Origin of the sequence: Pseudomonas sp. DVZ6, from assembly GCF_024259445.1 — a bacterium.
GTDB lineage: Bacteria > Pseudomonadota > Gammaproteobacteria > Pseudomonadales > Pseudomonadaceae > Aquipseudomonas > Aquipseudomonas peradeniyensis.
Genome location: NZ_JANCLM010000001.1, coordinates 300,742 through 312,668, shown reverse-complemented (window position 1 = coordinate 312,668; position 11,927 = coordinate 300,742). Strand labels below are relative to the sequence as shown.

General features: G+C 68.3%; 10 protein-coding genes. 3 read left to right on the top strand and 7 right to left on the bottom strand.

Annotated elements, in window-relative coordinates; translation table 11 throughout:
• Positions 1-25 precede the first annotated feature (25 nt).
• The 7 genes from NMG10_RS01370 to NMG10_RS01340 form a co-directional block, all read right to left on the bottom strand.
• A complete protein-coding gene (locus NMG10_RS01370; protein WP_232855896.1) occupies positions 26-994 on the bottom strand; it encodes a spore coat U domain-containing protein in 969 nt (322 codons plus the stop codon).
• On the bottom strand, positions 991-3,324 hold the full coding sequence (locus NMG10_RS01365) for a fimbria/pilus outer membrane usher protein (RefSeq protein WP_232855920.1): 2,334 nt from the start codon (positions 3,322-3,324) through the stop codon (positions 991-993). Before NMG10_RS01365 ends, NMG10_RS01370 begins: the two co-directional genes overlap by 4 nt.
• A gap of 68 nt (positions 3,325-3,392) precedes the next feature.
• Entirely contained in the window at positions 3,393-4,172 is a 780-nt protein-coding gene (locus tag NMG10_RS01360; RefSeq protein WP_203647344.1) for a molecular chaperone, read from the bottom strand.
• A 34-nt stretch (positions 4,173-4,206) separates the two neighbouring features.
• Positions 4,207-4,710, bottom strand: coding sequence for a spore coat U domain-containing protein (locus NMG10_RS01355; RefSeq protein ID WP_186713543.1), 504 nt, complete (start codon positions 4,708-4,710; stop codon positions 4,207-4,209).
• Between the two features lie 3 nt (positions 4,711-4,713).
• Complete coding sequence (locus tag NMG10_RS01350) at positions 4,714-5,247, bottom strand: spore coat U domain-containing protein (RefSeq protein ID WP_232855895.1); 534 nt, start codon at positions 5,245-5,247, stop codon at positions 4,714-4,716.
• 17 nt (positions 5,248-5,264) lie between these two features.
• Complete coding sequence (locus NMG10_RS01345) at positions 5,265-5,798, bottom strand: spore coat U domain-containing protein (protein ID WP_050705101.1); 534 nt, start codon at positions 5,796-5,798, stop codon at positions 5,265-5,267.
• 24 nt (positions 5,799-5,822) lie between these two features.
• Positions 5,823-6,350 carry a spore coat U domain-containing protein gene (locus NMG10_RS01340; RefSeq protein WP_203647346.1) on the bottom strand — a complete coding sequence of 176 codons (528 nt, stop codon included), beginning with the start codon at positions 6,348-6,350 and terminating at the stop codon, positions 5,823-5,825.
• A gap of 402 nt (positions 6,351-6,752) precedes the next feature.
• On the opposite strand from NMG10_RS01340, the gene NMG10_RS01335 reads away from it, so the two are divergent.
• From NMG10_RS01335 to NMG10_RS01325, 3 genes are read left to right on the top strand one after another with little or no spacing between them, the layout of a single operon-like run.
• A complete protein-coding gene (locus NMG10_RS01335; protein WP_232855894.1) occupies positions 6,753-9,005 on the top strand; it encodes an ATP-binding protein in 2,253 nt (750 codons plus the stop codon).
• A gap of 11 nt (positions 9,006-9,016) precedes the next feature.
• A complete protein-coding gene (locus NMG10_RS01330; RefSeq protein WP_050705090.1) occupies positions 9,017-9,478 on the top strand; it encodes a response regulator in 462 nt (153 codons plus the stop codon).
• 10 nt (positions 9,479-9,488) lie between these two features.
• A complete protein-coding gene (locus NMG10_RS01325; protein WP_254463533.1) occupies positions 9,489-11,873 on the top strand; it encodes a hybrid sensor histidine kinase/response regulator in 2,385 nt (794 codons plus the stop codon).
• The last annotated feature ends 54 nt before the right edge of the window (positions 11,874-11,927 follow it).

The window sequence follows — 11,927 nt, the reverse complement described above, 5'->3', positions numbered from 1 at the left end:
GGGGGCGCACGGCAAGTTGCATCACTCAGAACTGCACATCCAGAATCACACTGTCGGTATAGGTCGCCGCCGGTGGCGTGGCCTGGTCGGTGTACACCTTGGCGTTGTAGTTGAACACCTGGCTCCCGGTCCCGGTCCCCGCTCCGGGGTTCACCTCGGCATCGCTGCTCGAGCGCCGCGCCGCACCCACCGAGCCCCAGCGCACCACGCCGGCGCTCTTGAAGATATCGTAGGCCAGGTAGTTGTTGGCGCTGGACTTCATCCGCCGCCGTCCGCTCAAGACATTCTGCCCGTCATCCAGCCCCACCGTGTAGTTGCTGCCCTTGGTGCACGACACGCTCACGCTCTGGTTCACCGTGCCGAACCCGGCCACCACCGGCGCGCTGGCGAAGCTGATGTTGGGCGTGGTGATCTGGCAGTCGTTGGTCACCGTAAGGCTGACCAGCAGGGTCTGGTTACCGCTGCCGATGTCACGCCCCAGGCAAATGTTGCCGATACCGATACCCGAGCAGTAGTTCCAGCTCCAGGCGATGTTCAGGGTTTCCTGGTACAGGCCGGCGGCGACGTTGGCGCCGACCACGGTCTTCAGGTACAGCGGCACGGTCTTGGGCGTGGTGCCGTTGAGCAGGCCGAGGGCGTCGATGATGCCGTTGCGGGCAAAGTCGAACTGCACGCCCCGGCTGATCGGGTAACTGGTGGTGTTGTTGGCGTAGATCGTATAGGGGATCACATCGCCGGTCGGCCCCACCAGGCCGCTGCTGGAAGAGGTGATGGTGGCGTAGAAATGGTCGCTGCTGACCAGCAACGACAACAGCGAACCGGTGCATTGCAGGCCAGCGTTGGTGCTCGAAGCGCTCTGCACCGTGGTGCGCACCAGCGTCGAGTTGACCGATCCGAACGCCGCCGGCGCGGTGGCCACCGCCGAGCACAACGCCCAGGCCGGCCCTGGCAACAGCAGCAGCCCCGCCAGGCACCCCCTGGCCAGCCAGTTCATCGGCACACCAGCGGGCCGATCAGCGGAATCGGGCCCTGCCCTTCAGGCAGGTCAAACGCCACCTGGCACTGCCCGCCATCAGCCTTGTCCACCTGCAGGCGATTGTGCGCTGACAGGTTCTCCAGATAGACCAGCCCATCCCACCCCACCACCGCCTCGCCGCCGCTCTCCTGGTGGTGCACCCGGCTGCCCAGCTTGAGCTCCTGCTGGTCAGCATCGACCAGCACCAGGCTCGCCGCCAGCACACGCTGGAGCGGGAACTCCAGCAAGTAGCCACTGCCACGACGCACCGCCACGCGCTGCTCCACCTGCGGCGCCAGCACATCGGCGGGCAGGTCCATCGGGTCGATCTCGTATTTGCCGCGGTAGTAGCCGCTGCTGTACGGCACCAACAGGTGGCCGTTGCGGTCGGTGCGGCCGATCTGCTGGTTCTCGTAGCGCACCGGCACGTCGGCGTAGCCGCTGGTGCTGACCACAACGAAGGCGTCGTCGATGCGGTTGGCGGCGAACAAACCTGCGTCCATCAGCACCAGCGAGCCACTGGCATCGGCCCAACGGGTCATCTCGCCGCTACTGCCGTAGGCGCCCACCTGCAACTGCACCGACTGCAGGCGCCAGGTCAGGTCGGCCTGGCGGTAGTCATCGCGATTGCCGCCGGTGGCGTAGCCCAGGTTGTAGCCCACCCCGCCGCCCACCGGCACCGCCTGGCTGTAGTTGACCCGCTGCAGGTCCTGGCCGTCCTTGCTGCGCTCGGCGCTGAAGGCCAGGGTGCCACGCAGGTCGAAGGGGATCACCAGCTGCGCCTGCACCGCCCACTGGCTGTCACCGACCTCGCGGTTAGCCGACAGGTACAGGCTGCTGTTGCGCCACAGCGGCTTGCTCCAGCTCAGGTTGATCAGCCGCGTGCGCGTGCCGTCGCCGGCGCGCACGTCGAAGTAGCCGGCGCCGAGGCTGCCGTAGCGGTCCAGGTTGAGGCTCAGGGTGGCCTGCTCGCTGCGCTGGCTCAGGCGGGTGAAGGGGCTGTCGACCAGCGACAGGTCGGCGTAGTCGCCGTGGCGCTGCACGCGCTGGTAGTTGAAGCCGATGCGCCGGCTGTTGTACTGGTAGCCCAGCGCCACCTGCTGCCCTGTATCGCCTTCGAAACGGCTCTGGGTCAGCGCCGCGTTGAGCACGCCGAAGGTACCCAGGCGCAGGTTGCCGCCCAGGCCGCCGAGCATCATCGACTCGGCGCTTTCGGCATGGGTTTCCAGGGTGAAGTAGTCGGACACCCCGTGGCGCAAGGTCACCGAGGCCACGCCCGGGCCATAGGCGAAATCACGCACGGCATAGTCGCGGCGCAGGCTGCCGGCGGCCACCGAGAAGTCCGACAGCCCCTTGGCCAGCAGGCTGCTGGTGACGTAGAACGGCAAGGTGGTCGACACCTGCCGGCCGAGGGCGTCGGTGGTCACCACCACGGCCTCGCCGGCGCCGTTGATGAACGGCACGTTGGTCAGTGTGTAGGGGCCCGGCTGCAGTTCGGTGCTGCTGCTCTTGTAGCCGTTGATGAACAGGTCCAGCGAGGTCGGCACGGCGGCTTCGCCGGCAAAGGCCGGCAGCGGATAGGTGACCAGGTCGGGACGGGCGCCGAAGTCGCGGGACAGTTGCAGGCCGCCCACGCGCACCGAGGTGGTCCAGGGCAGCGCGCCGGTCACCAGGTCGCCCGCCTCATAGGTGAGCAGGCGCTGCTCGTCGGTGTAGCGGAAGGTGGTGTCGTAGCGCAGGAAGCCCTGGCGACCCTGGGCCTGGGCGCCGTTGAACGACTGGCGCCACTGCCCGGTGGTGGAGAAGGTGCCCCAGTCGTCGAACAGGCGCAGCTCGTTCCAGGCGGCCAGGTAGCTGCCGCCCTCGTCGGTGTCGTTGAGGTAGGCATCGTAGTTGAGCAAGGCGCCGAAGCTGCTGCGGGCGTCGCTGGCCGGGTACAGGTTGCGCTCGCCGACCTGCTGGTCGGGCAGCCAGGCCGGCGGCACCTGCAGCAGCAGGCGCTGGTTCTGGCTGTCGTAGTCGCTGTGCAGGCCGGGGATCTCGTCCAGGGCCACTTCGCCCTGGGGCTCGCCCGGCAGCCTGACGCCCGCCTCGCGCAACACCTCGCTGGCCAGATACAGGCGCCCGGCGCGCTGCTGCACCGGCACCAGCTCAGCCTTGGCCACCTGGTTCACCAGCAGGTCGAGGTACAGCGTGGCGTCGGCGATGGCGGCATGTTCCGAGGGCGGCGGCGGCAGGTCGTCGGCCACGCCCAGGCCGGGCCCCAGCACCGCCAGGCCCAGCCACAACCGGTGCGTTGCCACCCGCACCCAGCTCACACACGATTTCCAACCATTACCGGGTCCTCCCTGGCCCCTGTGATCCGTTCAAGCGCGGCTCATTGCCCCTGTTTGATGGCCTGGGCCACCTCCTGGCCGTTGACCCGTCCCTTGAGCACGCTGGCCGCACCCGGCGTGGCCGGTGCCGGCCAACGCATGCTGGCGCCGGGCAGCACGTAGCCAAGCAACCCCTCGACCAGCGGCCGGTCCTGGCCGGCCTGCTGCAGCACCACATCGGTCAGCCGCGCATGCACCGGCCCCGTGTTGCGCAGCTCGACATAGGGCTTGCCCTGCACGCTCACCGCGCGCCAGCTCAACTGCGGCTTGCCCACGCCCTCGGCGCTGCGCCTGCCTTCCGGGTCGGGCTTGCCCCACAGCCCCTCGCCGTAGACGAACAGCGGCACTGAGTAGCGCATCTGCAGGCGGATCGCCGCCTTCGGCCCTTCGCTGGCGGCATCGGCCGGCAGCGGCGAAGGGATCTCGTCGATGATGATGCGGTAGGCCTGCTCCTGGCCTGCGGGCGAGCTGCCGGTGCGGGTCAGGCGGATCAGTTGCTTCTGCCCCGGCGCGATAGTGGCCACCGGCGGGCTGCCGATGATCTCGCGCTGGGCCTGGAACTGCTCCTGGTACTCGCCCTGGCGCCAGGCGAACACCCGCACCTGCAGGCTGGTCGGCGCCGAGCCGCGGTTTTCCAGCCACAGCGCGCCGGCCTTCTGGTCGGCCTCCAGCACCGGGTCGATCGGCCAGATCAGCACCGAAGTGGCCGCGAAGGCCGATGCGCAGCTGGCCAACAGCAGCAGCCCGATGATCCCACGCGCCCGTTTCGCGCCTGCCCCCATGCCCCTCTCCTTCTCGGTTATTCGCGGCGGCCTGTCACCAGGTCACCGTCACTTGCACGACATCGGTATAGGTCCCGGCCGGCAGGGTGCCGGTCAGGGTGGTACGGCCATAGACCGGCAGCTTGATCGCCGTCGGGTCGCTGTAGCTCACCGCCACGCTGCTGCCGATGCCCAGGCTCTGGCTGAACGCGGCGTCGCGGTACAGCTGGTAGGCCAGCAACTGCGTGCCCCCCGAACGCTTGAGGTTGCGCGTGCCGCTGGCGCTGTTCTGGCCGCCGTCCAGGCTCATGCTCAGGGCCACGCCGGGGGTGCACTGGAAGGTCACCGTGCTGCCGCCGAGCGAGGTGCTCAGGGTGGCGGTGGACAGCGCCGAGCTGGTGCCGTAGTCGAGCACGCCATAGGCCGTCACACCGCCGACCACCAGGCAGCCGGCGACGATCTGCGCCGTCACCTGGAAGGTGCTGGTGGTGACCGCATGGGCACCCTGGGTCAGCGCCAGGCACAGCCCGACGGCCAGCAGCCGCGCCGTGCCCGGCATGGCTCAGAAACTCAGCTCGACCGCCACCGTGTCGGTGTACACCCCGGCCGGCAGGCCGGCCTTGCCGCGGGCCTGGCCGTACAGGTTGACAGTCTGCGCCACGCCGGTGCTGGTCGGCAGGGTGATGGTGCCGTCGATCGCCAGCAGCTGAGTGTGCCCGGCGTCGGTGTAGAAGTCGTAGGGCACGAAATTGCCCGCGCCATCGGCCAGGGCCCGGGTCCCGCCGGCGGACTGCGAGTCATGGGTACCGGCACGCACCTTGATCGTCGGCACCGTGCCTGCCGAGCAGAGAATGCTCATGGCCCCGCCACCGCCGCCGAGCACCTGGCCATTGGCGGTGGTGAACAGCGAGTCCTGGGTGCCGAAGTTGAGGCTGCCGAAGTTCAGCCCCGAGGTGCCGCCGCTGCCGTTGACCTGGCAGGCGGCGGTCAGCGTCAGGGTCGAGCTGATGGTGCCGGTCACGGTGGCGGCCTGGGCCTGGGCGACCAGGGCCAGGCCAAGGGCGGCGAGGATGCAGCGGGTGAGGTGCTTGGGCATCGGAATCTCCTTGCGTGTTACCAGTCCAGGGTCACCCTGAGGGTGTCGCGATACAGCCCGGCGGGCAGCGCGCGCGGTTGCGCGACCACCACGCCATAGATGGGCACGGGCACCTGCTGGGTGCCGCTTATGGTGAAGGTACGGGCCTGGCCGATGCCGTAGCGGCTGTTGCCGCCGGGGTCGATGGCCAGTTGATAGGGAATGAGCTCGCGGCCGTTGCTCAGGCGGCGCACGCCGTCGTTGCCGTTCTGCCCGCCGTTGATGCGCACGCTGAAGGCGCGCACCTGCGGCGAGCAGCTGATCTGCAGGCTGCCCTCGCCGCCGGCTTCGTCGACCCGGCTGGTCAGCGGCTGGTCCCAGGTCGGCCCGCGGGCACCGAAGTCCATCAGGCCCGGGTTGCCCAGGGTGGCCGGTTGCGGGTCGCTGCTGATCTGGCAGGCGGCGCTGATCACCAGCCGTGCCTGGATGAAGCCGGTTGTGGTGCCGTGGGCCGCGCCACTGGGCAGCAGCAGCGGGCCGAGGGTCAGCAGCAGGATCGAACCACGGTGCAACGCGTCCATGAGCATGCAGCCTCCTTACCAGGTGACCGTGACTTTGAGCAAGTCGGCGTACAGCCCGGCGCGGGGCGCCCAGGCCAGCGTGTCGATCCGTGCGTAGAGGGGCAGCTCCACCGAGCCGCTGTCCGGCACCCGCGCCGATTGCGCCACGTCCACCGCCAGCGGCTGGCGCCAGGCGGCGTCACGGTAAAGGCGGTAGGGAATCGGCCGGGCCTGGGCATCGGGGCTGGCGAGGTAGCGCACTTCGCCGACGCCGCCGTGCTGGCCGCCATCGACACGCACCTGGTACGGGGTGTCCGGGTTGCATTCCAGGCGCGGCGGGCGCTGGGCGAGCAGCACGCCACTGGCCGGCGCGCCCGGGCCGTCCAGGCGCGCCACGCTGCCCAGGTCGATGCGCCCCAGTGCCTGCGGGCCGGCGTCGCGCTGCTGGTTGACCAGCATGCAGCCGCGCTGCACGCGCACCTGCACTTCAACGAGAAAATCCGCTGCCATGGCGTTGCCACTCAACCACAGGCCCAACAGCATGGCCACTAAGCGCTCCGTCACCGGTCGATCCTTGTGCGTATGGGTTGAGCTTGAGCGTAGCAGCGCGATTGGATCCGGGCCGGGGTGGGCCTACCCCTCTTTGGCATTAATGAAAAGGGCTGGGTGGAGGGGTTGTCGAAAGGCCGTGGGTTGCCATGGTGTTCGCCGGGAGTGTTTTGGCGCCTGTGAGACCGAGCGCCGCCCGCGCGGCGCTCGATCTCGAGAGCGCTGCAAACCTGTCGCCAGGCACCCGGCAACCACATCCGCAGGAAAATTTCCCACCCCAGCCACGAAACCCTGGCGCCCATCACCTTTCAAATAACCAGACCCCGGCAAAGCGGCCGCCATTCTGATACCGTTCACCAACAATATCCTGTGCATACGCATGGCCCATGCGTGGACGGACCCTAACAGGAGAGTCCCGTGACGACCGACCCGACCTCACTCGACCAGGCAATCGAGCGCTGTGCCCAGGAACCGATCCAGGTTCCGGGCAGCATTCAGCCCCAGGGTTTCCTGCTGGTGCTGGACGAGACCGACCTGCGCGTGCTCCAGGCCAGCGAGAATGCCGAGCGCTGGCTGGGTGTACCGGCCCGCGCCCTGGCCGGCCAGGCCTTCGCCGAACTGGTCGGCGAAGGCTTCGATCTGCGCCTACAGCTGGCGAACCTGCCCGATGATGAAATCTTCCCGTTCCACATCGGCGATGCGCACCTGCACCACGGCGCGCCCTGGCCCACCGCGCTACGGGTGCTGGCCCACCGTCACGACCAGGTGCTGATCCTCGAGTTCGAGCCTCTGCGCAACCCGCCGGGCAACACCGGCAAGGACGACTACTACCCCCTGGTCCGCGCCTTCGTCAGCACCCTGCACCAGGCCACCCGGATCGACGAGCTGTTGCAGCAGTCGGTGCGGCAGATCAAGCGCATCACCGGCTTCGGCCGGGTCAAGGCCTACCGCTTCGACAGCGAGGGCACCGGCACGGTCCTGGCCGAGGACGCCGACCCTGGCTACCCCAGCTACCTGGGGCTGTGCTTCCCGGCCTCGGACATACCGCGCCAGGCCCGCGAGCTGTACCGGATCAACCGTATCCGGGTGATCGAGGACGCCAACTACCAGCCCTCGCCGCTGGTGCCGGCCGCCAACCCGCGCACCGGCAAGGCCCTGGACATGAGCTTCGCCGCGCTGCGCAGCGTCTCGCCAGTGCACCTGCAGTACATGCGCAACATGGGCACCCTGGCCTCGATGTCGCTGTCCATCGTGGTCAACGACCGGCTCTGGGGGCTGGTCTCCTGCCACCACGAGCAACCGCGCCCGGTGGACTTCAAGACCCGCACCGCCTGCGAGCTGCTGGCCAACGTGCTGTCGCTGCAGATCGAGGCCATCGAGTCGCACGACAGCACCCGCCAGCTCCTCGACCTGCGCCAGCGCATCGTGCGCATGCTCGCCGCGATGGCCGATCACGACAGCGTCAGTGACGGCCTGCTGGCCCTGCCCGAGGTGATGCTGCAGTTCGCCGGGGCCACCGGTGCGGCGATCATCAGCGCCGAACGCTGCGACCTGATCGGCGCAACGCCGCCGGCGGCGCAGGTCAACGCCCTGGCGCACTGGCTGGCGTGGCGCGGCGGCGACGCGGTGTTCCATACCGACAACGTGCGGCGCGATATCGATGAGCTGCCGGAACTGGCCCGGCATGCCGCCGGCGTGCTGGCGGTGGCGATCTCGCAGATCCATTCGCATTATCTGCTGTGGTTCCGCCCCGAGCAGGCCCATACGGTGAACTGGGCCGGCCGCCCGGAGAAGACCGTGGCCCCCCAAGGCAACCTCAACCCGCGGCACAGCTTCGAACGCTGGCAGGAGGAAGTGCGCGGCTTCAGCGCGCCCTGGGATCCGCTGATCATCGAAGGCGTGCAGGAGCTGCGCGGCGCGGTGCTCGGCATCGTCCTGCGCAAGGCCGAGGAAATGGCGCAGCTGGCCGGCGAGCTGAGACGCTCGAACAAGGAACTCGAAGCGTTCTCCTACAGTGTGTCCCATGACCTGCGCGCGCCGTTGCGGCACATCGCCGGCTACAGCGAGCTGCTCGGCGAGACCGAGGGCGCGCAGCTGTCCGAACGCGGCAAGCGCTTCCTCGGCCATATCGAGGATGCCGCGCAGTTCGCCGGCACCCTGGTGGACAACCTGCTGAACTTCTCGCAGATGGGTCGCTCGGCGCTGCGCCTGTCCGATGTCGACCTCAACACCCTGATCGATGCCATTCGCGCCGAGATGGCCCCGGACTACGCCGGCCGCGCCATCGTCTGGGAAATCGCCGAGCTGCCCAAGGTGATCGCCGACCCGGCCTTCATCAACATGGTCTTGCACAACCTGATCGCCAACGCCATCAAGTACACCCGTGGCCGCGACCCGGCGCGCATCGAGATCGGTGCCGTGCGCCACCGGCACGAGATCGAGTTCCATGTGCGCGACAATGGCGTAGGCTTTGACATGGCCTACGCCGACAAGCTGTTCGGGGTGTTCCAGCGCCTGCACCGCATGGAAGAATTCGAGGGCACCGGCATCGGCCTGGCCAGCGTACGGCGGATCATCGAGCGCCACGATGGCCGGGTCTGGGCCGAGGGACACATCGACCAGGGCGCCAGTTTCCACTTCACCCTACCCCTCCACCCCACGTCTGCCTGAGGCCGGACATCATGCTCAAACCCATCCTGCTGGTCGAAGACAATCCCAGAGACCTCGAACTGACCCTTCTCGCCCTGGAGCGCAGCCAACTGGCCAACGAGGTCATCGTCGTGCGCGATGGCGCCGACGCGCTGGACTACCTGTTGCGACGCAACGCCTATGCCGAACGCGATGATGGCAACCCGGCGGTGATGCTGCTCGACCTCAAGCTGCCCAAGGTCGATGGCCTGGAAGTACTCAAGGTGGTGCGCGACACCGCCGAGTTGCGCAGCATCCCCATCGTCATGCTGACCTCCTCGCGGGAAGGCCCTGACCTGCGCCGGGCCTATGAGCTGGGGGTCAACGCCTACGTGGTCAAGCCGGTGGAGTTCAAGGAGTTCGTCACCGCGATCTCCGACCTCGGCATGTTCTGGGCGGTGCTCAACGAACCACCACCCGGTTCGTTGCGCCTGAACCGACGCGGCAGCAATTGAGGCGAGCACGATGCAGCACACCCCGCTGAAGCTGTTGATGGTCGAAGACAGCGCCATGGATGCCGAGCTGATCCTGGTGCGCCTGGAGCGCAGCGGGTTGCAGGTGCAATCGCGGCTGGTGTTCGACCATGTCGGTGCCGAGCATGCCCTGCGCGAAGCCTCCTACGATTTGATCCTGTGCGACTGCGTGCTACCGGGCTCCTCCGGCGCCGACGTGCTGGCCACCGCGCAGCGCCTGGCCCCGCACGTTCCGTTCATCTTCCTCTCGGGCATCTACGGCGAGGAGCACGCGGTGGAGATGATCCGCCTCGGCGCCACCGACTACGTACTGAAGAAGAACCTGCCGCTGCTGCCCAAGGCGGTGCGTCGGGCACTCACCGAAGTGCAGGAACGCCAGCGCCGGCGCCGCGCCGAAGAGGCCCTGGCCCAGGCCGAGGCCCGCGCGCGCATCGCCATCGACGCCGCCGGCATGGGCACCTGGGACTACCATCCGCAGGACGGGCAGATGGTCTGGGACGATCGCTGCAAGATGCTGTTCGGGCTGCCCGGCGACACCCGGATGAGCCTCGAGGTGTTCTACGCCGGCATCCATCCCGACGACCTGCCGCGCGTGCGCGACGCGGTGGAGCAGGCCATGCGCGCGGACAGCGACGGCCACTACCGCGCCGAATTCCGCATCGCCCAGACCGGCGCGCTGGAGCCACGCTGGCTGCTGTCCACCGGCCAGACCCAGTTCGTCGACGGCCTGTGCGTGCGTTTTTCCGGCGTGTTGCAGGACATCCACCAGCAGCGCCAGGCCACCCAGGCGCTGGAACAGCTCAACGAAATGCTCGGCGAGCGGGTCGAGCGCCGCACCCGCGAGCGTGACCGCGCCTGGGAGCTGTCCCAGGATCTGCTGGCAGTGCTCAACAAGGACCTGACTCCCGTGGCGTTGAACCCGGCCTGGGAGACGGCGCTGGGCTTCCCTCGCGAGCGCCTGGCGCAGATCTCGCTGCTGCATCTGCTGCCGGAGGCCGACCAGGAAAGCTTGCTCACCGAACTGGCCGCGCTGTCCCAGGGGCGCACCAGCGCCCGCTTCGTCGGCCGTATCCTGCATGCCGAAGGCCAGCAACGCTGGCTGTCATGGGTGGTGGTGCCGGACGACAACCTGCTGCACGTAGTCGCCCGCGACATCTCCAGCGAGCGCGAGGCGGTGCTGGACCTGGCCGAGGCCAACGAGCGCCTGCGCGAGCAGATTGCCGAGCGTGAACGCATCGAGGCCGCGCTGCAGCAGATGCAGCGCCTGGAAGCGGTCGGCCAGCTCACCGCCGGGGTGGCGCACGACTTCAACAACCTGCTGACGGTGATTCTCACCGGCGCCAGCTTCCTGCAGAGCGACCTGGACAAGGGCTTGCTGGACAAGGCCCACAAACGCCTGCAGCACATCCGCGAGGCGGGCGAGCGCGGGGCCAAGCTGACCGCTCAGCTATTGGCGTTCTCCCGCAAGCAGCGGCTGGAGCCGGTGCCGCTGAACCTCAACCGCACGCTCTCGGGGCTGGAGGAACTGCTGCGCCGCACCCTGGGCGGCAGCATCTCGGTACGCCTGGAGCTGGACAGCGGCCTGTGGCAGGCCCTGACCGACCCGACCCAGACCGAGATGATCATCCTCAACCTGGCGATCAACGCTCGCGACGCGATGCCCGAGGGAGGCCAACTGACGTTGGCCACACGCAACACCCGGGTCAGCACTCGTGCGCAGCGCCCGGAAGAACCGGAGCCCGGTGACTATGTGGTGCTGAGCATCCGCGACAGCGGCTGCGGCATGAGCGAGGACGTGCTGGCCAAGGCGTTCGAGCCCTTCTTCACCACCAAGGACATCGGCAAGGGCTCGGGCCTGGGGCTGGCCCAGGTGTTCGGCTTCGCCAAGCAGTCCGGCGGCGGCGTGCGCATCGACACGACGCCGGGCCGCGGAACCCTGGTCAGTGTCTACCTGCCAGCGGTGAAGGCCCGCGCCGATGCCTTGACGGCAGGCCAGGACGAACTGCGTCCGCCGTCCGGCCAGGGCACGGACCGGCGCATCCTGCTGGTGGACGACGACCACCTGGTGCGCGAGATGATCGGCGACCTGCTGCGCCGCCAAGGCTATGAGGTGCAGCAGGCGCATGACGGCAAGCAGGCCATGGCGCTGCTCGACGAGCGCATCGACCTGCTGCTCACCGACTTCGCCATGCCCGAGTTCAATGGTGCCCAGTTGGCCCTGGCGGCCCGCGAGCGCTACCCACGGCTGCCCGTGGTGTTCCTCACTGGCTACGCGCAGTTGCAAGGGCTGGAGTTGCCGGGGTGCCAGGTGCTGCAGAAACCGGTGCAAGAACACGCCCTCGCCCAGGCATTGGCCGAGCTGCTGGAAAACCGGTAGGCAGAAACGAAAAAATCGCCGAAAGGCGATTTAAGGAGAAGGTATAGCTTGAAA